The organism is Streptomyces hundungensis (assembly GCF_003627815.1).
GTDB lineage: Bacteria > Actinomycetota > Actinomycetes > Streptomycetales > Streptomycetaceae > Streptomyces > Streptomyces hundungensis_A.
Genome location: NZ_CP032698.1, coordinates 5,372,792 through 5,394,968 on the forward strand (window position 1 = coordinate 5,372,792; position 22,177 = coordinate 5,394,968).

Sequence of the window (22,177 nt, forward strand, 5' to 3'; positions counted from 1 at the left end):
GGTAGGTTCGACCCCGTGAGCGAGAACACCCACGACAAGCTGCCCATCCGGATGCTGCACGACCGTGTGCTGGTCCGGTCAGACACGCCCGAGGGCGAGCGGCGCTCGGGCGGCGGCATCCTCATTCCGGCGACCGCCGCCGTCGGCAAACGCCTCGCCTGGGCGGAGGTGGTCGCGGTGGGCCAGAACGTGCGCACCGTGGAGCCGGGCGACCGGGTCCTGTACGACCCCGAGGACCGGGCGGAGGTCGAGGTGCGGGGCGTGGCGTACGTCCTGATGCGGGAGCGGGACCTGCACGCCGTGGCGTCCGAGCGGGTGTCGGTGGACGCGACCGGGCTGTATCTGTAGATCTCTGGCCGACTGAGCGTACGCGAGGGCTGGTGACCGTTGTCACCGGCCCTTTCGCATGCCCTTTGTTACGGTGGAGGGACCCCGACGAGACGCGTCGTACCGGGTCAGGACAAGACGACGCACCCGTGTTCCGTTCCGCGTCTCGGAGGTCCTCATGGCCTGGGTTCTGCTTGTCGTCGCCGGTCTGCTCGAAGTGGGCTGGTCGATCGGGATGAAGTACACCGACGGGTTTTCGCGCCCGCTGCCCAGTGTGCTCACCGGGTTGGGGATCGTCGCTTCCATGGTGCTGCTCTCGCAGGCCGCGAAGACGCTGCCGATCGGTACCGCGTACGGCGTGTGGGTGGGGATCGGCGCGGCCGGCGCGGCGGTGCTGGGCATGGTGGTGCTCGGTGAGCCGGCCACCGCCGCCCGGATCTTCTTCGTGTGCCTGCTGCTCGTCGCCGTCGTGGGGTTGAAGGCGACGAGCGGGCATTGAGGCGTTGGGTTCCGGCCCGTGTCAAGGGGCCGGGGCGGCGTTGTGCGGGGAGGGCGTGTTCGGCGCTGGTGGCTACGCCGTGAAGTGAGGGCGTGTGGGCGCTAGTGGCTTCGCCAGCCGCGGGGGCGGTCGGCGAGGCCGTTGGGGGTGCCGCCCGGTCCCTCGATCGTGCCGGCGTTGGCGCCTCCGTTGTCGGTGCCGCCCTGGGTCTGGCCTTGGGTCTGTCCCTGGTCCCGGCCCTGTGTCTGACCTTGGGTCTGGCCTTGGGTGGGGCCTTGGTTCTGGCCGCCGTTGACGGTGCCTCCGTTGTCGGCGCCGCCTTGGGTCTGGCCCTGGTCCTGACCTTGGGTCTGCCCTTGGTTGCGGCCGCCGGTCTGGCCCTGGTCCTGTCCTTGGGTGCGGCCCTGGTTCTGGCCCTGACTCTGGCCCTGGTTGCGGCCGCCGGTCTGGCCCTGGTCCTGTCCTTGGGTGCGGCCCTGGTCCTGGCCCTGGGTCTGTCCCTGGTCGCGGCCGGGTGTCGGGGACTGGAACGGGTTGGGGGTGGGCGGTTCGACGGGGGTGGTGGCGCCTTCCTGGAGCTCCAGGTCGAAGTCCTTGGCCTCGCTGCCCTGGAGGGCGCCCTTGGTGTACTGGGCCCAGATCTGCGCGGGCGGGCCGCCGCCGTTCATGCGGGGCAGGCCGAGCGCCCCGTACAGGGGTTGCTGCACGGCGGTGTCGGGGTCGGCGCCCATCACGGCGACCACGGTGGCCAGGTCCGGGGTGTAGCCCGCGAACCAGGCGGCCTTGTCCTGTTCGGCGGTTCCGGTCTTGCCGGCGGCGGGCCGCCCGGAGGCCTGTGCGGCGGTGCCCGTGCCGCCGTCGACGACGCTTTGCAGCATGGACGTCGTGGTGTCGGCGGCCTCGCGGCTGACGGTCTGTTCGGCGTCCTGGGCGGGCAGTTCGGTCTTCTCGCCGTCCTTGCTGACGGATTCGACCATCGTGTAGGTGCCGTGCCGGCCGTGGCCCGCGAGGGTGGCGTACGCCTGTGTCATGTCCAGGACGCTCGCGGTGGACGGGCCCAGGGCGATCGAGGGGGACGCGGTCAGGTCGGGGGTGTCGGCGGGGATGCCGAGGTCGATCGCGGTCTGCTTGACCTTGCTGGGCCCGACGTCGACGGCCATCTGCGCGTACACGGCGTTGACGGACTTGTCGGTGGCGGTGCGCACGGTGATCTGTCCGTAGGAGGCGTCGTCCTCGTTGGCGGGGCTGTACGAGCCGCCCTTCCACCCCTGCACGGTGCGCTTGTTGGTGCCGTCGTAGACCGTGTTGGGGGTGATGGGGCGGCCGTCCTGCGTCTTGGAGTCGTTGACGACGGCTGAGGTGAAGACGAACGGCTTGAAGGTGGAGCCCACTTGGAAGTCGCGCCGGGTGGCGTTGTTGACGTACTGCTTGGTGTAGTCGATGCCGCCGTACATCGCGAGGACCTTGCCGGTGGCCGGGTCGATGGAGGCGCCGCCGACGCGTACGTTGCGGTCGGCCTTGCGGACGCTGCTCAGCTTGGAGTTGACCTTGTCGTCGACGGCCTTGACGAAGGCGTCCTGCTTGTCCTTCTGGATGGTGGTGGTGATGCGGTAGCCGCCGGTGGCCAGGGTGTTCTCGTCGATGATCTTGTTGCTGGTGAGGTAGTCCTTGACGGCTTCGACCAGGTAGCCGCGCTGGCCCGCGAGGCCGGCCCGGGCCTTGGCCTTCGCGGGTACGGGGAAGGTGGTGGCGGCCCGTTCGGGGGCGCCGAGCCACTTCTTCTTGACCATGCCGTCCAGGACGTAGTTCCAACGCGCCAGCGCACGCGGCTTGTTCTGGGGGTGGGCGATGACGTCGTACGCGCTGGGGGAGTTGAGCAGGGAGGCGAGGTAGGCGCCTTCGCCGGTGGTGAGCTTCTCGACGTTCTTGCCGTAGTACGCCTGCGAGGCGGCCTGGATGCCGTAGGCGTTGCGGCCGAAGTAACTGGTGTTGAGGTACCCGGCGAGGATGTCGTCCTTGCTCTCCTCGCGATTGAGCTTGATCGCGATGAAGAACTCCTTCACCTTGCGGGTGATGGTCTGTTCCTGGCCGAGGTAGTAGTTCTTGACGTACTGCTGGGTGATGGTGGAGCCGCCCTGGGTGCCCTTGCCGGTGAGGGTGTTCCAGGCGGCGCGGACCATCGCCTTGGGGTCGACGGCGCGCTCGGAGTAGAAGTCGCGGTCCTCGGCGGCCAGTACGGCGTGCTGCACGGTGAGCGGGACCTGGGCGAGCTGGATGTTCTCGCGGTTGACCTCGCCGTCCGAGGCGAGCTGGGTGCCGTCGGCGTAGAGGAAGACGTTGGACTGGGCGGTCGCCCCGGCGTTGGCGGCGGGGATCGACACGAGCATGTAGCCGGCGATGAATCCGCCGATGAGCAGCAGCGCGCAGAAGAGGAAGAGGCCGAGCACGAGACGCCAGCGGGGTACGAAGCGGCGCCATCCGGTGCGCTTGGGCCGCTTCTGGCCGGCCGACGCGCCCTGCCCGGGCGGTGTCTCCGGGCCTGCGGGCCCGCCGGGGCCGGAGCCCGTGAACTCGCCGGAGCCTCCGACCTCGCCGGGCCCCTCGGGTCGACCGGGCCCCTCGGGTCGACCGGGCCCCTCGGATCGACCGGGCCCCTCGGATCGACCGGGGCCGTCGGATCGACCGGGGCCGTCGAACCGGCCGGGGCCTTCGACGCCGCCGGAGCCGGTCGTGCGGTCCCGGGGCGTCCATGTCCGCGGCGGCTCGCGCCTGGGCTCGGGGGGCTCCGGCTGCTCGTCGTCGCTCATGTCTCTCCGGCCGTCGCGTCTCGGGTCGTGTGCGGAACGTATGGGGTGATCCACGCTGTAAGGACATATTGCATGGCGCGTCACGGAAATTCCGTCGCGAAGGGCCGTGCGGCTGGGCTAGGCTCCCGCGCTTCGGTGTCGACTGCGGGAGGGGACGTTTCGTGCGGCTGTACGGGGTCGTGGCGGCGGGTGGGTTCCGGCGCTATACGACGTACCGGGTCGCCACCGCGGCCGGAGTGTTCACCAACACGGTCTTCGGCGTGATCGTGGCCTACACCTATATAGCCCTGTGGAACCAGCGCCCCAACCTCGGTGGCTACGACCAGTCCCAGGCCCTCACCTATGTGTGGGTCAGCCAGGCCATGCTGATGACGGTGAACCTGTTCGGCGGAGGCTTCGCGGACGAGCTGGTGGAACGCATCCGTACGGGTGACATCGCGATCGACCTCTACCGTCCGGCCGACCTCCAGCTGTGGTGGCTGTCGGCCGATCTGGGCCGGGCGCTCTTCCACTTCCTTGGGCGCGGTGTGGTGCCGCTCGCCTTCGGCGCGCTGTTCTTCGATCTCGCGCTGCCCATCAACCCGGGGACGTGGCTCGCCTTCCTCCTCGCGGTCCTGTTCGGCGTGGTGGTGAGTTTCGCGCTGCGCTTCCTGGTGGCGCTCTCGGCGTTCTGGCTGCTCGACGGGGCCGGCGTCGCCGCGCTGGTCTCGATCGCGGGCCTGTTCTTCTCCGGGATGCTGCTGCCGCTCAACGCCTTCCCCGGGCTGCTCGGCGAGGTGGCCCGCGCGCTGCCGTGGTCCTCGCTGCTCCAGATCCCGGTGGATGTCCTGCTGGGCCGCCACCACGGCTGGGGACTGCTCGGCGCCTACGGTTTCCAGCTCGGCTGGGCGGCGGCGCTGCTCGGCGCGGGCCGGCTGCTCCAGTCCGCGGCGGTGCGCAGGGTGGTGGTTCAGGGTGGCTGAGCCGGTGCGGGGTTCCGGGAGGGCCGACCCCGTACGGGGTTCAGGGTGGGCCGACCCCGGGAGGGAACGGCGGGCGCCGCTGGGCGTGTGGGCCACGTACACGATGATCGCCGGGATGTGGATCCGCTCCACACTCGCCTATCGGGCGTCGTTCGTGATGATGCTGATCGGGAACTTCCTGGTGACGGCCTTCGACTTCGTCGTGATCGTCCTGATGTTCTCGCAGGTCCGCTCGCTCGGTGGGTACTCCTTCGCCGAAGTGGCCTTCCTGTACGGCACGTCGACGACCGCGTTCGGGCTCGCGAACGCGCTGCTCGGCTCGATCGACAAGCTGGGCGCGCGGGTGCGGGACGGCACGCTCGACGCCCTGCTCGTGCGCCCGGCGCCGGTGCTGGCCCAGGTCGCCGCCGACCGTTTCGGCCTCCAGCGCCTGGGCCGGCTCCTTCAGGGCCTCCTGGTCCTCGCCGGTTCGCTGGCGGCTTTGGACGTGCACTGGACGGTCGCGAAGGTGCTGCTCGTGCCGGTGACGCTGCTCAGCGGCACCGGGATCTTCTGCGCGGTGTTCGTGGTGGGCGCGGCCTTCCAGTTCTGGGCGCAGGACGCGGCCGAGGTCCAGAGCGCGTTCACCTACGGCGGCCAGACGCTGCTCCAGTATCCGCCGACGGTGTTCGCCAAGGACATGGTGCGCGGGGTCACCTACATCCTGCCGCTGGCGTTCGTGAACTGGCTGCCCGCGCTGTACATCCTGGGCCGTCCCTACCCGCTGGACCTGCCGACCTGGCTCGCCTTCGCGCCCCCGCTGGTCGCCGCGGTCTGTCTGGTGCTGTCGGGCCGGGCGTGGCGGGTGGGGCTTCGTTCGTACCGCAGCACAGGGAGCTGACGATGGGTTCGAACTCGTATGACGGACAAGGGAGTTGACGTGACGGGCCCGGACCGCGGTCTGATCGAACTCGACGGCGTGGAGAAGGTCTTCGACGTACGTCGCAAAGCAGGACGGCTGCGTCGCGAGAAGCGGCAGGTCAGGGCGGTGGACGGGATCAGCTTCCGGGTGGCGCGCGGGGAGATGGTGGGCTACATCGGCCCGAACGGCGCCGGAAAGTCCACCACCATCAAGATGCTGACGGGCATCCTCACGCCGAGCGCGGGCCGACTGCGGGTCGCGGGCCTCGACCCCTCGCGCGAGCGCACCCGGCTCGCCCAGCGCATCGGGGTGGTGTTCGGCCAACGCACCACCCTGTGGTGGGACCTGCCGCTGTACGACTCCTACCGGCTTGCCCACCGGATGTACCGCATCCCGGACGCGCGCTTCCGCGAGAACCTGGACCGCTGCGTCGAACTCCTCGACCTGGGCGCTCTGTTGGACGTTCCGGTACGCCAACTCTCCCTGGGTCAGCGGATGCGCGGGGACATCGCGGCGGCCCTGCTGCACGACCCGGACGTCCTGTACCTCGACGAGCCGACGATCGGCCTCGACGTCATCAGCAAGGCGAAGGTGCGCGAGTTCCTGCGCGACCTGAACACCGAGCGCGCCACCACGATCCTGCTGACCACCCACGACCTGACCGACATCGAGCAGCTCTGCCAACGCGTGATGGTGATCGACCAGGGCCGTCTGATGTACGACGGGGCGCTCGCGGGACTGCACGAGGCGGGCGAGAGCGAACGCACCCTGGTGGTCGACCTGGAGCGCGAGATCCCGCCGGTACGGGTCGAAGGGGCCCGGGTGGTGAAGGTCGAGGGGCCCCGCCAGTGGCTCTCCTTCCCGGCGTCCGCGTCGGCGGCGCCGCTGGTCGCGCACATCGCGCAGGAGTACCCGCTGGTGGATCTGTCGGTGCGGGAGCCGGACATCGAGGCCGTGATCGCGCGCATGTACGAGGGGCGGGGTCTTTAGCCGGAGGCCTTCACTAGGCTTCACACCATGACGAGTGAACCTAGGGGTGGGCCGCCGGAGATGCGCGCATCGGACGCCGAGCGGGAGAGGGTCGCCGAGTCGCTGAGGGACGCGCTGGCCGAGGGGCGTCTCGACATGGAGGAGTTCGAGCAGCGCCTGGAGGCAGCGTACACGGCGCGTACGCACGGGGAGTTGGAGCCGCTGGTGCGCGACCTGCCGGCGCCGGGCACACCGGGCCCGGCGGCCCGCGCCGTGCGCCGCCCGGAGGATGAGGCGGAGGTCCACTGGCCCTCCCGCATCGGTCACGCGCCCACCTCCAAAGGAGGCTTCGCCCTGTGGGGCGGCTTCAGCCGCAAGGGCACCTGGACGGTGGCCAGGAAGTTCACCGCGTTCGCGATGTGGGGCGGCGGCGACATCGACCTGCGCGAGGCCCGCTTCGAGGCCCGCGAGACGGTGCTCCGCATCTTCACGGTCATGGGCGGCATCGGCGTTACCGTACCGCCGGAGCTCGCCGTCCAGGTCAAGGGCTTCGGAATCATGGGCGCGGTGGGCGGCTCGAAGGCCAACGGCGAGGGCACGCCGGGCTCCCCGCACGTCACGATCGTGGCGTTCGCCCTGCTGGGCGGAATCGGCGTGGACCGCAAGCCGAGGAAGGCACAGAGGGAGCGGCTGCGGGCGGAACGGGAACGGGAGCGGCTGGAGCGGATGGAGGGCGGGGGGCGCAAGGAGCTGGGGTGAGCGGGGCCGACACGGGTTGGGCGGGCCGGGTTGGGCCACGCGAACGAGTGGTCGTACGTGCGCACGGGAACTGAACGGGCACGCCGCGAGTACTTCCTGTAGAGGTCATAGAGGTCGCACAGAGGTCGTACGGAAGGGCCATGACCGGCCGGTCGGCCGTACGGGGACGTGAACGAGCGGGGCGTGGGTACGCGCGGACAGGTGGAGCGAATGGAACGTACGAGGACGGGGCCGGGGACGGGGCCGGGGCCGGGGTCCGGGCCGGACGCCGAGGTGGCGGTCGCGGCGGACGGGTCCGCGCGCACGCCCCGCTCGTCCCCCTTCGCCTATACGGCCGCGGACGAGGAGAAGCGGCGCGGTGTGCGCCGCATGAAGGCCACCGCGACCGGCCTTCTGCTTCTGGTCGCGGTCGTCTTCGGCCTCGCCACGTGGGCGGACCGCTCGGGCGCGGGCGCCTGGGCGGGGTATGTGGCGGCGGCCGCGGAGGCGGGCATGGTGGGCGCGCTGGCCGACTGGTTCGCGGTGACCGCCCTGTTCCGCCGGCCGCTGGGTCTGCCGATCCCGCACACGGCGATCATCCAGAACAAGAAGGACCAGTTCGGCGCCTCGCTCGGCACGTTCGTGGGTGAGAACTTCCTGTCGACGGACGTCGTCCGCACCCGTCTCCAGGCCCTCGGCATCGGCCGCCGCCTGGGCACCTGGCTCGCGGCGCCCGAGCACGCGGAGAGGGTCACATCGGAGCTGGCCACCGCGTTGCGCGGGGCGCTGACGGTGCTGCGGGACGCCGATGTGCAGGCGGTGGTGGGCGAGGCGATCACGCGCCGGGCGGACGCGGCGGAGATAGCGCCGGGCCTCGGCAAGGCGCTGGAGAAGATCGTCGCGGACGGCAGCCACCGCAAGGCCGTCGACCTGGTGTGTGTACGCGCCCACGACTGGCTGGTGCTGCACGGCGACTCGGTGATGGACGCGGTGCAGGGTGGCGCTCCCGGCTGGACCCCGCGCTTCGTGGACCGCAAGGTGGGCGAGCGCGTCTACCGGGAGCTGCTGCGCTTCGTGACCGAGATGCGCGACATGCCGGCCCATCCGGCGCGCGGCGCACTGGACCGCTTCCTGGCGGACTTCGCGGTGGACCTCCAGAGCGACTCGGAGACCCGGCTCAGGGTGGAGCGCTTCAAGTCGGAGATACTGGCCCGCCCCGAGGTGCAGGACATCATCGCCTCGGCGTGGTCCGCCGTACGCTCCATGATCATCGCGGCGGCGGAGGACGACCACAGCGAACTGCGCCTGCGCGCCAAGGCGTCCCTGCTCTCCCTGGGCACCCGCCTGTCGACGGACCCCCGCCTCCAGTCCAAGCTGGACGGCTGGCTGGAGGACGCGGCGGCGTATGTGGTGTCCACGTACCGCGCCGAGATCACGTCCTTGATCACGGACACGGTGGCCTCCTGGGACGCGAACGACACCTCCCGCAAAATCGAGGCCAACATCGGCCGCGACCTCCAGTTCATCCGCATCAACGGGACGGTGGTCGGGGCGTTGGCGGGGCTGGTGATCTATACGGTGTCGCGGGCGGTGGGGGGGTAGGGGGGCAGCGATGACCGCGGGGCGGGGGGCGCGGGTCGGATCGCGGCGCTGAGGGCGGGCCGGGGGTGGGGCCGGGATTGCGGCCCCCAGGGCGGTGTGCCCGGGGAACGCGACCCGGGCCAGGATCGCGGCGCTGAAAGCGGGCCGGGTTGGGGGATGAGCCCGTCGGACGCATGGCCGCACTGCCTGTCCCTGCTGTGTGCGGCCACGCACCCGACTGCCGTGGGGAGGCCCCCCTATATACGGACCCGGGACGGCTCCCACTCAACGACGTGGGAAGTTTCTTCGCCCCAAATCCCCGACTACTGCCCGGAGTTACGGGTGACGACCCAGGAGGCGAGGGCGACCGTGCCGGCCACGCCGAACACGGAGGGCCAGGCGCCGACCTTCTTGGCGAGCGGGTGGGACCCGGCGAACGCGGCGACGTAGGCGCCGGTCAGCCCGACGGCCGCCTTGGTCCCGGCGGCCTGCTGCCACTGCCGAGCCGCCACCGCCCCGGCCGCGGCAAGCGCCACCCCACCAAGGGGCCGCTTCTTGGTCCACCGGGCCACCCCATACCCCCCGATGAGCCCTCCGGCCGCGATCACAGCCGCGGGAACCTTCGCCATGGTTTGCCTCCTGTCGTGCGGTTTGTTTGAGGCTAGCGGGATGGCGTCTCGCGGCTCGCGGCGGGCCCGCCGCGCTACTGCCGGCGGCGGACCCAGGCCTCGCAGGCAGACCCCGCGACGCACAGGATGACCATGGCCCACAGGTGGTTCGGGTCGTCGGGGCCCCGGCCCGAGAGGATGGCGTAGGCCAGCACCTGGCTCCCTCCCAGTGAGAAGTACGGCGCGAGCGCAGGGCGCGGGAAGGCAGGTCCTCGCGTCTCCGCACCGGGGGTGGCCTGGTCCCCGCGGGGTGCGGGCCGGGGCGCCGGCTCCTGTCCGCTAGCGGCGCGGTCCCCCGAGGGCATGTCATTGTTGGTCATAGCGTCCTTTCCTCTGTGCACACGGATGGAAATACGGGGCGCAGTGCCCGCTGCTCCGTGCGTCTCCAAACCTCGGAGCAGCGGGTCACTCTTTGTGCCGGGCGGCGGTCACGGCGGCCCGGACCCGGCGGTCCTGGCAGCTTCCCGCGCTGGTGGGACCGGAACGGTGGCATCGGACAACGCCGGTCAGCCGATCCGCTGCACAGCGGCATCGACGAGAGCGGTCGCGTCGCTGTACCGCTTGGCTTCCAGAAGGGAAGCCGTGATGCGGAGGATGTCTTCGGTGCGGCGCCCGGAGGCGGCGGCCAGGACGGCGTCAGCCGCCTCCGTCTCGCGAGCGACGCTGTAGGCGGCCACCACATCGCGGATCTCGCCGGGAGTGTGGGTCTGTCCGATGTGCCAGAGCAACGACAGGGCATCGCTCTCGCGGCCGGCCTTCAGGTGCCGGATGGCATCGTCAGCGATGGGGGTGGGGGCCGACGCCTCAGCGGGTCGAGGCGGCGGGGTCATTCCCGACTGGCGCCGCCGGGCTGCCTGGAAGCGGGCGATCTGGGAGGGCACCGCATCCTCCCCCAAACCCTGCCGGGACACGGAGGCTTCACGCCAGATTTCCAGTGCGCTGTCCAGCGAAGCCACGCCCTCTGGGGCGTAGCCGCCGCACTCGACCGTGATTGCCCAGAGGCGTGTGACCACGTCCGGGGGCGGTACGACCCGACCGCTCATGTACGTCGAGAGCGCTGAGGGGGCGATAGGAACCTCCTGCGCGATCCTGCGGTAACTGCGGAAGGTCTCCAGCGGCTGCGCACATAACGATCGCACCATGGTGGCGCATTCCTGCATTTTGGGCGTGGCGTCAGGATGGAACTCGGCGGCGATTTTCCCTCGGGGTGGCACCGAACCTCAATTCGAAAGCGGTGGCTGTTGACCAACCTGGTTGGATTTGCTCATTTCGCGGACGGGAACGTCCTGTATGGGTCACCGGGGACCACTTTTGCTGGATGTCGTGATCAAGCTCGACCATGTGTCGGGAAAAGTCAACCCGTGTTCTGTTCGGTCCCTCGCGATCAGAAGATTGGGCTGATTTCCGCTCGGTGCTGGCTCTTTTGTGATAGTGACCCAGCGACGTGAGAAGCGGAACTTCTAATTCCGCTAGTCCTGGGTTCTTCGTCGTGAACGGCACAGCCTGCGGAAAGAGGGATGGAAGGCCGGCTGATTCCTGGCTCGCCCATTCCGCTGCGCGTCGCAGCCAGTCGGCTCTCCGTCGGCATACGCGGTTTGTGCTGCGTCCACCAAGCGCTCGCCGGTCCCCCGCTCTGGTCCCGCCGGTCGGCTCTCGGCTCCTAGTGTCGCGGAAAACGCCAGGTTAGAGCGCTGCTGTCTGTGCGCGGCGCGCCGATCAGGCTGGGCTCACGGGGGTGAGGCTGTTCCGCGTGCTGGATCAGCGCTGCCGGTCGGGGTGGCGACGTGGGGCGGCACATCTAGGGAAAACATCAATGTGTCCTGGTTTACGGGTCCCTGTCCCGAAGCCAGATAATCGAGTGGATCTACATCATTGAGTCTCGCCAGTCAATAGCCGTCTGTGCGCGGATCGATGAACAGGATTCGCCCTGCGACGCTTGCCTCCGATCTCGGGAGCAGGGATAAATGAGAGCACTCTGGGGGTGCTTGTGCTCCACGTTCTGCTCTTTCGAGGAAGGGGGCGGTCGTCGTGCTGCCGTCATGGACAGACGAAAATATCGGCACCATGAAGCGTGCTGGCCTTTGGCTGGTGACCGTCATCGGTGAAGGAAGCGTCTTCACGAAGGATGAGCTGCGTCAGGCCTTCCCGGGGGTGTCGCAGATCGACCGGCGCATGCGTGATCTGCGCGACCACGGGTGGCAAATCCATACAAATCGTGAGGACGTCAGCCTGGAGCCCTACGAGCAGCGCTTTGTCCGGCAGGGCGAGGCGGTCTGGGAACCTGGCAAGGGGCGTACCAAGGCGGCGGCTCCGATCACCGCCACGCAGCGTCGCGAGATCATGGCCAGGGACGGGAACTTCTGTAGGTCCTGCGGGATCTCCGGTGGCGAGTCCTATGCCGGCACCTACGAGGCCGCACAACTGGACATCGCCCGACGTCAGGTCCGGCAGGACGATGGCACCAGCAAGGTGGAGCTGGTGACGGAGTGCAACCGCTGCCGGGTGGGCGGGCGTCAGCTCACTGCTGATCCGGCCGACGTCCTGACGGGCGTGCGCCAGCTCGGCAGGCTTGAGCGACGGGTTCTGGCCGGCTGGGTGGCTGATGACCGGCGTCCGTTCAGCCCGGTAGAGAGGCTGTGGGCTGAGTACCGATCGCTCCCTGAGGAGTCACGGCACAAGATCCGGCAGGCGCTGGATGCCGAAGGCGCCGACTAGGCGGACGACCGTGCGGAGCACGGCGGCTCAGACGGGCGCTAGCTGCCCCTTATGTTGGCCCGAGAAAGAGAGACATGAGCAAGGACTTCGGAAGGCCGCCGCAGGCGGAGGAGAACCAGGAACGGGTCCGCCAGCGGCTGGCAGAGGCCGCCTCCGCGGCCGGCGCCAAGGAGACTTTGACTGTCGAGTGGCGGGGTGTGCCGCTGCATGTGGAAGTCATCAACATGCCCGTCTCCGACCTCTACTACAACCCCGGAACTCACCGCGTTCGGGCTCAGCGCAGTTACGACCCGGCACGAGACCGGCAGTTGGACGTGGACCCCTGGAGCCCCGCCAGCCAGGCATACCTCCACCACCTGCTCAAGGCACTGCCGGCTGACCCCTCCAAGGAGGACCCGGACTACCAGGTTCTCCGGGACAGTCTTCAGGACTTCAAGCAGACCGACCCGGGTCTCATCACCCGGGACGGGGTGCTGGTCAATGGCAACACCCGGCGGGCCGCCCTGGTGGAGCTGGGCGTGCCCCATATCCGGGTTGGTGTGCTGCCTGAGTCCTGTACGTGGGCCGATGTCGATGCCGTTGAGCTGTCCTTGCAGTTGCGCAGGGACCACCGACGTGAGTACTCGTATGTGAACAGGCTCCTCGCCGTCGACGAGCAGTTCAACCTGGGGCGTCAGCCTGCGGACATCGCGAGGGACTTCAGGATCAGGACGGCAACCTGCGAGCAGGACCTGTGGATTCTGGCCTGTCTTCGCGACCTGATCGAGCGGAGCCGGGACGGGGACGCGGCGCTGCGCCTCCTTGATTTCGAAGACCACCAGGAGAAGCTGCGCGAGCTCCACAGGCGTTACGTCAAAGAGTCGGCAGTCAGCCGGGAGAACGCGGATCTGCTCAAGGAGAGCCGGCTCGCGGCCATCCTGCTTGGCTTCTCCAAGACGGATGTCCGGCTCATCGAGCCCGACTTCAAGGCGCGGTATCTCGACAAACGTCTGCCCGAGGAACTGAACCAGGCCGCAACTGCGCCGGCGGTGGCCATTCCCGGACTCGGCCGGACGGTGCGCGCGGCCGACCCGAAGGTCGGGGCCGCGAAGGCACTCACGGACTCCGTGCTCAAGGCCAAGGCCATTGCGGGGACGGCGGAGACGGTTGCTGCCGACCGGGTGATCGCGGCTTCTGCCACGTTCCGGACTGCCCGCGAGGCGGTCGAAAGCGCGTTGGAACCGGCGGGCAAGGACGCGCGAGTGCGCAAGCGCAAGCAGGCAGCGCCAGACCGTATCAACGACGCCTGCCAGGACCTTGAGCAGTGCATTACGGATCTGGTGATGTCACGCGCATCCCGGAGCCTGGATGAGGAAGCTCTTGACGAGGCCGTGGTCAAACTGCGTGAGACCCTCGGCAGGCTGGCAGCACAGAGCGCTCGTAGTATCTCTGAGCCCGGTGAGGGCATCGCTTGGCTGCTTGACGTGATGAGCCAGAAGGAATGAGGGCCGATGGCTGCTGGGGGGAAACCGTCCCTGTGGATCGGGTTCGACGTGACCCGGACAAAGGCCGTCCTCCGCGCTGAGCCGCCGTACCAGAAGGACCTGGCCCAGCTGGCCGCTCAGTTTCCCGCGGGCGGCCAGCGGGAGCCCCTCGCAACCGAGATCGCTCTCGATGATTTTCTCGTTGGACTCGACGCCTTGGGAGCGTGGCCCTCACCCGAGGACGTCGAGTGGGAGGTAGCCCTCGCGGAACTGGTGGGAGGTGTACTCGACGACGCTGCGATCGCCGAACAGTCCCTGCATGACGGAGGTCTGACCAGGCAGGCCTCGGTGGCGCAGGAGGACGTCCGAGCCCTCCTGGGCTCCGGATGGCGGGCTGGACTAACGCCCTTTCAGTGCCGCGATATCGCTTACCTGCTCTCCATGCGCCACAGCGCCAACTTCAGCGTGCCCGGCGCCGGCAAGACGCGCGTGGCCCTGGCCGTCTACGCGGCGCTGAGGGAGCGCGGCGAGGTCAGCCGAGTCCTGGTCGTGAGCCCTAAGTCAGCCTACGAGGCCTGGCAGTTCGAGGCGGCGGAGTGCTTCGAGACGCCTCCGGCAACGGAGGTGATGGGCAAGCGTCCCTATCTGGGCACCGAGGTGCTCATCGTCAACTACGAACGTCTCGACCGCTCTCTGGCCACCCTGGCCGCCTGGCTGCGCGCAGCGCCTTCCATGATCGTTCTGGATGAGGCGCACAGGATGAAACTCGGGGTGCAGGGCATCTATGGCAGTGCGTGTATGGCCCTGGGGCCGCTGGCCCGTAAGCGCCTGATACTGACGGGCACCCCCGCTCCCAATGGCGCGCGCGATCTGGAGAACCTCCTGTCGTTCGTCTGGCCAGGACATGGCCGCCGCGTGGTCACCAGTGCCGTGGGAGGCGGCGACCTCGGACACGCCAGCAAGGTGCTCCGGCCGCTCTTCACCCGCACGACCAAGCGTGAGCTAGGCCTCCCGCCCGTGGTCACGAAGATCAGGTACGTGGATCTGCCCCCTCTGCATCGCGAGATCTACGACGCACTTGTGGGCCGGTTCACGGCCCGGGCAGAGGCTTCCCGGGACGACTTTGACGCTCTTGGCAGAGCCCTTTTGCGGCTTTTGATGGCCGCGACAAGTCCGGCCCTTCTTCATGCCGGTGCCAGCCGGTATGAGCCGCTTTCCTATCAGGTGCCGCCACTGGAAGTGCCGAAGGGTGACTCTCTGTATGAGCTCCTTCGGGATTTGCCGAGCTATGAACTTTCACCGAAGTATGCGGAGGCGCTCAGCCTTGTGGCGGCCAATGCCGCGCTCGGCCGCAAGACGCTGGTCTGGACGACGTTCGTACGGAGTCTGACCACGATGGAGAAGATGTTCGCGGAGTACCAGCCCGCGGTTGTGCACGGCGGCACCCCCGACCGGGACGAGCAGATCCGGCGTTTTCGGGAAGATTCTGAATGCCTGGTGCTGCTGTCGAACCCGGCCACCCTGGGAGAGGGCATCAGCCTTCACCACGACTGTCATGACGCCGTATATGTGGACCGCGACTTCATGGCCGGCCGGTTCCTGCAAAGCCTGGACCGCATCCACCGGCTGGGGCTGGCTCCCGGGACGGAGACGCGTGTAACGGTCCTGGCGGCCAGCGGCACGGTCGACGAGGTCGTCGCGAAGCGCCTGGAGGAGAAGGTCAGCTTTATGGGGCGCATTCTCGATGACCCCGCCGTTCACCAGCTAGCTGACCTGGAAGAAGAGCCTGCGGTGGCCGGAGGTATGGACGCGCTGGACGTGCAGGCACTGCTGGGGCACCTGAAGGCGCTCGCTCACAAGTGAGACAGGCTGTCGTGCCGACATCTGCCTTCGGTGGGAAAGGTCTCGCCGTACCGCTGCGGCCACAGTGACCGGTGGCAGCTGTGCTGCTCGGCGGCGGCGCCCGCAGCCTCACGTGTCTTCCGGAGCCCGGGGAGTGTTCAGGGAACACTGTGGCGTGCGGCAAACTGGTCTGGTTGTCAGTGGGGTCTGTCACCCTCTGTGATAGTGGATCGCTTGTGTGTCCACTGTTGGTCGACTGGAAAGTGAGTGGACATGGTCCGCACGAACGCGCTCAAGTACTCGTCGGTGGAGATCTGTGCTGGAGCGGGCGGGCAGGCTGTCGGGCTTCACCAAGCTGGCTTCAAGCATGTCGCTCTGATCGAGATCGACAAAGACGCGTGCCAGACACTGAAGGACAACACGCAGGCAGACGCGGAATGGGCGGGCTGCCGTGTCATCCAGGCCGATCTCAGAGCGTTCGACTCGAAGGAACTCGGGCTTCAGCCGGGCGAGCTGGACTTGCTGGCGGGCGGAGTTCCGTGTCCTCCCTTCTCGGCGGCAGGCAAGCAGCTCGGACGGGATGACGAGCGAGACCTGTTTCCCACCATGCTGGAACTGGTCGACCAGCTGGAACCGAAGGCCGTGATGATTGAGAACGTTCGCGGTCTCGTCGACCCGAAGTTCGCTGACTATCGCGAAGAGATCATCAAGCAGCTGGAAACCATGGGCTACGAGAAGTGCTACTGGGAGGTGCTGGAGGCGAGGAGGTACGGAGTCCCCCAGTTGCGGCCCAGGGCGATTCTCGTCGCGATGAAGCCCGAGTACGCGAAGTACTTCGAACACGCCAAGCCAGCTGTCGTCCCGGAAGTCAGCGTCGGGGAAGCGCTTCACGACACGATGCGTGCCCGGTTTGATGACGTGGCGGACGACCCGCGAGCCGAGAAGGCTTTCAAGGCGTGGTATGAGCGGGCTCTTGAAGGGGTCGCGCCGACGCTCGTCGGGGGATCGAGGAAGCACGGAGGCGCAGATCTCGGCCCTACCCGTGCCAAGCGCGCGTGGTCAGACCTCGGAGTCTGTGGCCTCGGTGTCGCCAACGACCCTGAGGAACTCAAGGACAAGGAACGCGACCTCTTCGCAGCGGCCGGCCCCAAACTGACAGTCCAGCAAGCCGCCATCATTCAGGGTTTCCCCGAAGAATGGAATTTCTTTGGGCGCAAGACCGCCGCATACCGACAGGTAGGAAACGCGTTTCCGCCGCCTGTGGCACGGGCCGTTGGCGAGCAGATCTACGCGGCATTCGAAGCGGCAGCGCGAGCGGAAAACAGCTGAACGTCAGCCTTTCCCCGGGGGTTTCAGTCGGCTCACCGTAGCCGCGATCCGCACCGCGCAGTCCTCGGGTGATTCGTGTTCCCAGAATCTGAGCACTGTCCATCCAGCGGCGAGCAACTGCTGGTCGGTGTCACGATCGCGGTTCATGTTCCCGGCTACTTTCTGGGACCAGTAGCCGGGGTTCGTCTTGGGCGGCACGTAGTGCTCAGGGCACCCGTGCCAGTAACAGCCGTCAACGAAGACGGCGACCTTTGCCGGACGGAACACCATGTCCGCGGTACGGCGGAGTCCTGGCAGGGGCTTCGCTGACACGCGGTAGCGAAGCCCCTGGGCGTGGACCAGCCGCCGAATGAGTTGTTCGGGTTTGGTATCCCTGCTCCGGATCGCCTGCATGTTGCGGCGTCGCCCCGCGGAGGATGCCCAGGACCCAGGGGGCGGGCTCCAGTCGTCTGTCATGGTCGCTAACGCTCACTGTGTCGGCTACGCCCGCCACTGGCTGGGCGCTGACTGGTCTGTCTGCTGGGATACATGATGCCGGGCTGTCGCCGCGGCGCCGTCGGGCGGGGTTCCACAGCTGGCCGGGTGTGTTTCCAGGCTTTACTGGGCTCGCCTGGTGTGGGTCGGCAGTGAGGGCGCTGGCTGCGGGACGTCTGCGGCTGTTGCTACGGCCCAGTACTTCCCGTCCAGCATGACGCTCGGAAGCGAGCCGTCCTGGCCGCTCGCTTCCGCCACACGGACGCTCACGAACTCTCCCTCGCCAGGTACCGGCACGTTCAGCTTCGCCGCTACCTGCTTATGGCTGTCGTAGTCCCCCATGATCAAGATGCCTTCTCTGGCGAGAGTCGTTCTAGATCCGCCATTGCCGCGCACGCGCTTCATGTAGTCCTTCTGCCGGGCGACAGAGCGCACGACATTGCGTCCGATCCGCCGCCGCTGGACCCGGCGGAACAGCTCATCGAGGCGGGCCTGCCCAGAGCTGGGAGCGAGAACGGCCTGCCGGTCCTCATCCGCCATGTGCAGCAAGATGTTCTCCGGGAGCGGGGCGCTGTGCCAGAGCCAGAGGATCTTGCTCCGGTGCTCCGCCTTGATGGTGAGTTTCATGTCCCGGTTGTTGCCCGTGTTCAGCCACTCTTGCTTTATCCGCAGGAGCCCGGCGCTCCACTGGCTCTTATAGTCGTCTGCCCAGACGAGCAGACACAGATGGTCTTTGGCTTCGGGCGGGATCATCCAGCCGCCGAACTGCTGGGAGTACTTGCAGTCGACATCGATTTCTGCGATCCGGTAGTCCATCTTCGCGCCGTCATCGAACTCGAACTCGCGTTGGAGGTTGATCTCAACGACCGTCCCGGCATGGGTCTTCTCGGTTTTGAAGAGCGTCTTCCAGTCGTATCGGCCGGTGACCTCGCCATTGAGCAGTTGGTCGATCGTGTCGCGGAGCACTGTGGCGAAACGCTGGCCGGTGGGGTCCAGCCGGCGCAGCTGCTCGTATACGGCGGCTAGTTCAGCGTCCTCCCGTAACAGGAGCTGCGACTGGATGTTGGCCGCGGCAGCGACATCGAGGGGGAGCAACGGGCAGACCTCGTTCTTTATCGTCGTTCGGCGTTGGAGCACTGGGGTCGGGTGAGAGCCGTGTGGTGAAGGGCCTGATATCTCACCCCTTCCCGTGGCAATCCCCATAGTTGACCCCCGAGCCGCACCAGCAGTCCGCGCCTCGGCTGGGGGGCCAGGAGGTGGCTCGGGCTCGGGCGGCGAGGGTGGTGGCGTATTGGGGGAGGAGGTCGGCGTTGGCGGGGGAGGAGGATTCGGAGGCGGCGAAGGCCTCGTAGGAGGGGACCGTGGCCGTCACGATGCCGAGGTTGGGGGTGCCGGCCGCGGCCAGTTCGCGCAGGGACGCCTCGATGTCCAGCAAGTGGGCCGCGTGGGTGGGGTATTCGGACTGGAGCTCCGGGTACGCCGCGAGGAGTTCGTCCAGTTCCCGTTCCGGCCAGTGCAGGACCGCCACCGGGAACGGGCGGGACAGGGCGAGGCGGTAGTTGCCCAACTCGGCGCGCAGGCGGGCCAGTTCGGCCTGGAGTTCCGCGGGGTCCTCGGATCCCAGGGACCAGAGGCGCTTGGGGTCGTGGAGTTCGTCCAGTGAGATCGGCGCGGTGTGCAGCTCGTCCGCGAGGGTGTCCCAGGTGTCGTGCGGCAGGGCGAGCAGCCGGCGTACCCGGTGGCGCGTGGTCAGCAGGGACTGGGTGCTGTACGGGATGCCCGCGGGGTCGACCGCCGCCTCCGCGACGCCCAGCAGGGTCAGCCCGGTGGTCAGCGAGGCGTGGGCCAGGTCCAGTTCGTCGTGGGCCTCCAGCGTCTCGGCGACGATCCCCCAGGCCGCCGGGTCCAGCGGGGCGGCCGCCCGGATGCCCTCGATGATGGCCCGGGCCTCGGCCTCGTGGCCGTACTCCCACAGGTTCGCCGCCTTGAACGCCTTCACCAGGTGGGGGTGGTCCACCTTGGAGGACGAGGACAGCAGACGGTCGTAGAGCGTGGTGGCCCTGGGGCGGTCGCCCGAGAGCTCCAGGTGGGCCGCGGCTTGGAGGAGCAGGGGCTCCTGGTCCTCCGGGTACTGCGTCGCGGTGCGCAGCAGACGCTCGGCTTCGGCAAGGTGATCGGCAGGCGTGTCGGGGCGCATGAGGGACACCGTACTGCTGTACGGGGGCCCGGCGGAGGGCGCTTTGGGGCCTGGTGGGTCGAGTCCGTCACGTTGCGGGCCTGGTGAGTTGTGGGCCTGCCGCCTACCCTGCGCCCGTGCGCACAGGGATACCGGTGAGGGTGCAGGGCGGGCGCGGGCGGCGGGTGTGGACGGCGCGGGGGCTGTGGGCGGGCGCCGAGCTCGCCGTGACGCTCGGACTCCTGGTCCTGCTGCTCGTCGCCCATCAGCTGTGGTGGACCAATCGCGAGGCCCGCGCCGAGGCCGGCCGCACCGTCCACGCCCTGGAGGAGCAGTGGGGGGAGGGTGGGGGGCGGCTCCACGAGGCGGTGCCGCCGGCCGGCGGCGGCGCGGGGCCCAAGGCCTCGGCGGACCCGACGGAGGAGCAGGTCGCCGTCGGGGAGGGGGCCGCCCCTGAGGCCCCTTCCGCCGGTACGGGCGCCTCCGGTGCGAAGGGCGGGCCGCGCGGGGACCAGGCGTACGCCGTCCTGCGGATTCCGCGCATCGGGGTCACCGTGCCCGTCGCGCAGGGCATCAGCAAGGCCGGCGTCCTCGACAAGGGGTATGTGGGGCACTACGCGCAGAGCGCCCAGCCGGGGGAGCTGGGGAACTTCGCGCTCGCCGGGCATCGCAACACCCATGGGGAGCCGTTTCGTCACCTCAACGCGGTGCGGGCGGGGGACGAGGTGGTGGTCGAGACCCGGGACACCGTCTTCACGTATGTGGTTGATTCGGTGCTGCCCCAGACCTCCGCGCGCGACGGCGGGACCATAGCTGCCGTTCCCCGGAGCGATGTCAAGCCCTCGTACGGGTACAGCGCGCCCGGGCGTTACCTCACGCTCACCACCTGCACCCCCGAGTTCACCTCCACCTACCGGCTGGTGGTGTGGGGCAAGTTGCGGGGAAGTCGGCCGCGCTAGCGTTCAAGGATGCGACGTCGTCGATCTCATGTGCTCTGGCTGGGGGTGCCCTATCTGCTGTACCTGGGGGCGCTGCCCTTCGTGAACAAGGTACGGCCCGTGGTGTTCGGGCTGCCCTTCCTCTTCTTCTGGCTGCTGATCGCCACCTTGGCCACCCCGCTCGCCATCTGGCTCACCTGGCGGGGCGACACCCGGGGGCGCGGGAAGGCCGGGGCCCGATGAGCAACGCCGCTGTCGCCACCACCATCTTCGGTGTCTTCATGGTGGGCACGGTCGCCCTCGGACTGTTCGCCGTACGCGGGCGCGGAGGCGGAGGGGGCGGGCTCGCCGAGTGGTCGGTCGGCGGGCGCAGTCTGGGGACCGTATTCATCTGGGTGCTCATGGCGGGCGAGAGCTACACCAGTTTCAGTTATCTGGGTGCCGCGGGCTGGGGATACAACTACGGCGCCCCCGTGCTGTATGTGGTCGCCTATATGTCGTGCGGCTATGCGGTGGGCTATGTGGTCGGGCCCATGTTGTGGGCGTACGCGAAGAAGCACGGTCTGGTGGGGATCACCGACATGGTGGCCCACCGGTATGGGAAACCCTGGGTGGGGGCGCTCGTCGCGCTCCTCGCCACCGTGTTTCTGCTGCCCTACATCCAGTTGCAGATCACCGGCATGGGCGTGGTCGTCTCGACGATCTCCTACGGGGCCGTCTCCCTCAACTGGGCTTATTTCATTGCCTTCGCCGTCACCACCGGGTTCGTCGTCGTCAGCGGGCTGCGCGGCAGCGCGTGGGTGTCCGTGCTCAAGGACGTCCTGGTCATCGCCACCCTGGCCTTCCTCGCGATCTATGTGCCGCTGCACTACTTCGACGGCTACGGGGACTTCGTCGACCGGATCGTGAACGAGAAGAGCGACTGGCTCACGTTGCCGGGCCACGGCGGAGCGTTTGGGGAGGCGTGGTTCGCCACCACGTCCGTGCTCAACTCCTTCACCGTCGTCATTTTCCCGACCACGGTGGCGGGATACCTCGGCGCCCGCAACGCCGACGCGCTCCGCCGCAACGCGATGCTGCTGCCCGCCTACAACGTGCTGCTCTTCGTGCCGATGCTGCTCGGAATGGCCGCGATCTTCGTGGTGCCGGGGCTGGCCGGGGCCGACTCCAATCTCGCTCTGTTCAAGCTGGTCGTCGACTCGTTGCCCGCCTGGACCGTCGGGCTCGTCGGCGTGGCCGCGGCGCTCTCCTCCATCGTGCCGATGGCCGTGTTCATGCTGGTCATCGGCACGATGTGGGGTCGTAGCGTGCTCTCGCTCGTGCCCCGCCTGAGGGAGCGGCAGAAGGCGGCCTCACAGGTCGTGGTGGTCGTCGCGGGGGCGCTCGCGCTGCTCATGACGTACACCGTGCCCAACACCCTGGTGCGGCTCTCGCTCATCTCCTACGAAGGGATGGCACAACTCCTGCCGATGCTGCTCCTGGGGTTGGTGTGGCGGAAGTTGACCCTGGTGGGCGGGCTCGCGGGGCTCGCGGTGGGGGTGGCGACGGTCTGTGGATGCGTCTTCACCGACCACGATCCGGTGTGGGGGGTCAACGCCGGCATCATCGCGCTCGGCCTCAACCTCCTTGTGGCGGTGGCCATTTCACTGCTCGGGCCGAAACAGGCGGTGCCGGTCGGTGACGACGTACTGGCGCGTGATCCGATCCATGAGGAGTACGACGCGCCGGTACGGACGTGAGCGGGTGCGCGGCCTCGATTTGGGGGACGCGCGCCGGTGCGGACGTGAG

Annotated in this window: 21 protein-coding genes and 1 riboswitch; of the genes, 14 read left to right on the top strand and 7 right to left on the bottom strand. The window is 68.5% G+C overall.

All coding sequences use genetic code 11. The features are described from left to right. Positions 1–15: 15 nt before the first annotated feature. Both DWB77_RS23830 and DWB77_RS23835 read left to right on the top strand, forming a co-directional pair. Positions 16–348 (top strand): GroES family chaperonin, encoded by a 333-nt coding sequence (locus tag DWB77_RS23830; protein ID WP_114036654.1) that lies wholly within the window; start codon positions 16–18, stop codon positions 346–348. 56 nt (positions 349–404) lie between these two features. Next, a riboswitch (guanidine-III (ykkC-III) riboswitch) is annotated at positions 405–475 on the top strand. 30 nt (positions 476–505) lie between these two features. After that, a complete protein-coding gene (locus DWB77_RS23835) occupies positions 506–826 on the top strand; it encodes a DMT family transporter (protein ID WP_120723180.1) in 321 nt (106 codons plus the stop codon). Between the two features lie 101 nt (positions 827–927). On the opposite strand, the gene DWB77_RS23840 is transcribed toward DWB77_RS23835, so the two are convergent. Further along, the gene (locus tag DWB77_RS23840; RefSeq protein ID WP_120723181.1) at positions 928–3,633 is read right to left on the bottom strand and encodes a transglycosylase domain-containing protein; all 2,706 of its coding nucleotides are present in this window, start codon (positions 3,631–3,633) and stop codon (positions 928–930) included. 161 nt (positions 3,634–3,794) lie between these two features. Between DWB77_RS23840 and DWB77_RS23845 the strand changes: the two genes are divergently transcribed. From DWB77_RS23845 to DWB77_RS23865, 5 genes are all read left to right on the top strand, one after another. Beyond that, the gene (locus DWB77_RS23845; RefSeq protein WP_120723182.1) at positions 3,795–4,595 is read left to right on the top strand and encodes an ABC transporter permease; all 801 of its coding nucleotides are present in this window, start codon (positions 3,795–3,797) and stop codon (positions 4,593–4,595) included. Next, positions 4,588–5,475, top strand: a complete 888-nt coding sequence (locus DWB77_RS23850; protein WP_246033620.1) for an ABC transporter permease — start codon at positions 4,588–4,590, stop codon at positions 5,473–5,475. Before DWB77_RS23845 ends, DWB77_RS23850 begins: the two co-directional genes overlap by 8 nt. Positions 5,476–5,493: 18 nt before the next feature. Continuing rightward, complete coding sequence (locus DWB77_RS23855; RefSeq protein ID WP_120723183.1) at positions 5,494–6,486, top strand: ATP-binding cassette domain-containing protein; 993 nt, start codon at positions 5,494–5,496, stop codon at positions 6,484–6,486. Positions 6,487–6,546: 60 nt separating this feature from the next. Further along, positions 6,547–7,224 carry a DUF1707 SHOCT-like domain-containing protein gene (locus tag DWB77_RS23860; protein ID WP_120723184.1) on the top strand — a complete coding sequence of 226 codons (678 nt, stop codon included), beginning with the start codon at positions 6,547–6,549 and terminating at the stop codon, positions 7,222–7,224. 201 nt (positions 7,225–7,425) lie between these two features. Further along, on the top strand, positions 7,426–8,805 hold the full coding sequence (locus DWB77_RS23865) for a DUF445 domain-containing protein (RefSeq protein WP_428985142.1): 1,380 nt from the start codon (positions 7,426–7,428) through the stop codon (positions 8,803–8,805). Between the two features lie 302 nt (positions 8,806–9,107). On the opposite strand, the gene DWB77_RS23870 is transcribed toward DWB77_RS23865, so the two are convergent. The 3 genes from DWB77_RS23870 to DWB77_RS23880 form a co-directional block, all read right to left on the bottom strand. After that, positions 9,108–9,413, bottom strand: a complete 306-nt coding sequence (locus DWB77_RS23870) for a hypothetical protein (protein WP_120723186.1) — start codon at positions 9,411–9,413, stop codon at positions 9,108–9,110. Positions 9,414–9,487: 74 nt separating this feature from the next. Beyond that, on the bottom strand, positions 9,488–9,772 hold the full coding sequence (locus DWB77_RS23875) for a hypothetical protein (protein ID WP_120723187.1): 285 nt from the start codon (positions 9,770–9,772) through the stop codon (positions 9,488–9,490). A gap of 186 nt (positions 9,773–9,958) precedes the next feature. After that, a complete protein-coding gene (locus DWB77_RS23880) occupies positions 9,959–10,408 on the bottom strand; it encodes a hypothetical protein (protein WP_162952601.1) in 450 nt (149 codons plus the stop codon). 1,108 nt (positions 10,409–11,516) lie between these two features. On the opposite strand from DWB77_RS23880, the gene DWB77_RS23885 reads away from it, so the two are divergent. The 4 genes from DWB77_RS23885 to DWB77_RS23900 all read left to right on the top strand — a co-directional run bounded on the left by DWB77_RS23885 (position 11,517) and on the right by DWB77_RS23900 (position 16,801). Next, on the top strand, positions 11,517–12,167 hold the full coding sequence (locus DWB77_RS23885; protein WP_120728163.1) for a hypothetical protein: 651 nt from the start codon (positions 11,517–11,519) through the stop codon (positions 12,165–12,167). A gap of 74 nt (positions 12,168–12,241) precedes the next feature. After that, complete coding sequence (locus tag DWB77_RS23890) at positions 12,242–13,651, top strand: transcriptional regulator (protein ID WP_120723189.1); 1,410 nt, start codon at positions 12,242–12,244, stop codon at positions 13,649–13,651. 6 nt (positions 13,652–13,657) lie between these two features. Further along, positions 13,658–15,493 (top strand): DEAD/DEAH box helicase, encoded by a 1,836-nt coding sequence (locus DWB77_RS23895; RefSeq protein ID WP_120723190.1) that lies wholly within the window; start codon positions 13,658–13,660, stop codon positions 15,491–15,493. Positions 15,494–15,745: 252 nt separating this feature from the next. Next, entirely contained in the window at positions 15,746–16,801 is a 1,056-nt protein-coding gene (locus tag DWB77_RS23900; protein ID WP_120728165.1) for a DNA cytosine methyltransferase, read from the top strand. 3 nt (positions 16,802–16,804) lie between these two features. On the opposite strand, the gene DWB77_RS23905 is transcribed toward DWB77_RS23900, so the two are convergent. From DWB77_RS23905 to DWB77_RS23915, 3 genes are all read right to left on the bottom strand, one after another. Continuing rightward, complete coding sequence (locus tag DWB77_RS23905; protein ID WP_120723191.1) at positions 16,805–17,257, bottom strand: very short patch repair endonuclease; 453 nt, start codon at positions 17,255–17,257, stop codon at positions 16,805–16,807. Between the two features lie 141 nt (positions 17,258–17,398). Then, the gene (locus DWB77_RS23910) at positions 17,399–18,370 is read right to left on the bottom strand and encodes a NaeI family type II restriction endonuclease (protein WP_120723192.1); all 972 of its coding nucleotides are present in this window, start codon (positions 18,368–18,370) and stop codon (positions 17,399–17,401) included. An 82-nt stretch (positions 18,371–18,452) separates the two neighbouring features. Further along, the gene (locus tag DWB77_RS23915; protein ID WP_120723193.1) at positions 18,453–19,472 is read right to left on the bottom strand and encodes an SEC-C domain-containing protein; all 1,020 of its coding nucleotides are present in this window, start codon (positions 19,470–19,472) and stop codon (positions 18,453–18,455) included. A gap of 116 nt (positions 19,473–19,588) precedes the next feature. Here DWB77_RS23915 and DWB77_RS23920 point away from each other — a divergent pair, with 116 nt between their 5' ends. The 3 genes from DWB77_RS23920 to DWB77_RS23930 are packed head-to-tail and all read left to right on the top strand — an operon-like array spanning position 19,589 to position 22,128. Next, positions 19,589–20,410 (top strand): class E sortase, encoded by an 822-nt coding sequence (locus DWB77_RS23920; protein ID WP_120723194.1) that lies wholly within the window; start codon positions 19,589–19,591, stop codon positions 20,408–20,410. A gap of 9 nt (positions 20,411–20,419) precedes the next feature. After that, entirely contained in the window at positions 20,420–20,632 is a 213-nt protein-coding gene (locus tag DWB77_RS23925) for a DUF3311 domain-containing protein (RefSeq protein WP_162952603.1), read from the top strand. Next, positions 20,629–22,128: a sodium:solute symporter family protein gene (locus tag DWB77_RS23930; protein ID WP_120723196.1), complete on the top strand. Its 1,500-nt coding sequence runs from the start codon at positions 20,629–20,631 to the stop codon at positions 22,126–22,128. Before DWB77_RS23925 ends, DWB77_RS23930 begins: the two co-directional genes overlap by 4 nt. Positions 22,129–22,177: the final 49 nt, after the last annotated feature.

Bases quoted from the DNA above. Each gene is read 5' to 3' on its own strand.
- DWB77_RS23835 (WP_120723180.1), top strand. From the start codon at position 506: ATGGCCTGGGTTCTGCTTGTCGTCGCCGGTCTGCTCGAAGTGGGCTGG.
- DWB77_RS23840 (WP_120723181.1), bottom strand. From the start codon at position 3,633: ATGAGCGACGACGAGCAGCCGGAGCCCCCCGAGCCCAGGCGCGAGCCG.
- DWB77_RS23855 (WP_120723183.1), top strand. From the start codon at position 5,494: ATGACGGACAAGGGAGTTGACGTGACGGGCCCGGACCGCGGTCTGATC.
- DWB77_RS23860 (WP_120723184.1), top strand. From the start codon at position 6,547: ATGCGCGCATCGGACGCCGAGCGGGAGAGGGTCGCCGAGTCGCTGAGG.
- DWB77_RS23870 (WP_120723186.1), bottom strand. From the start codon at position 9,413: ATGGCGAAGGTTCCCGCGGCTGTGATCGCGGCCGGAGGGCTCATCGGG.
- DWB77_RS23875 (WP_120723187.1), bottom strand. From the start codon at position 9,772: ATGACCAACAATGACATGCCCTCGGGGGACCGCGCCGCTAGCGGACAG.
- DWB77_RS23885 (WP_120728163.1), top strand. From the start codon at position 11,517: ATGAAGCGTGCTGGCCTTTGGCTGGTGACCGTCATCGGTGAAGGAAGC.
- DWB77_RS23890 (WP_120723189.1), top strand. From the start codon at position 12,242: ATGAGCAAGGACTTCGGAAGGCCGCCGCAGGCGGAGGAGAACCAGGAA.
- DWB77_RS23895 (WP_120723190.1), top strand. From the start codon at position 13,658: ATGGCTGCTGGGGGGAAACCGTCCCTGTGGATCGGGTTCGACGTGACC.
- DWB77_RS23900 (WP_120728165.1), top strand. From the start codon at position 15,746: ATGGTCCGCACGAACGCGCTCAAGTACTCGTCGGTGGAGATCTGTGCT.
- DWB77_RS23905 (WP_120723191.1), bottom strand. From the start codon at position 17,257: ATGACAGACGACTGGAGCCCGCCCCCTGGGTCCTGGGCATCCTCCGCG.
- DWB77_RS23915 (WP_120723193.1), bottom strand. From the start codon at position 19,472: ATGCGCCCCGACACGCCTGCCGATCACCTTGCCGAAGCCGAGCGTCTG.
- DWB77_RS23925 (WP_162952603.1), top strand. From the start codon at position 20,420: ATGCGACGTCGTCGATCTCATGTGCTCTGGCTGGGGGTGCCCTATCTG.
- DWB77_RS23930 (WP_120723196.1), top strand. From the start codon at position 20,629: ATGAGCAACGCCGCTGTCGCCACCACCATCTTCGGTGTCTTCATGGTG.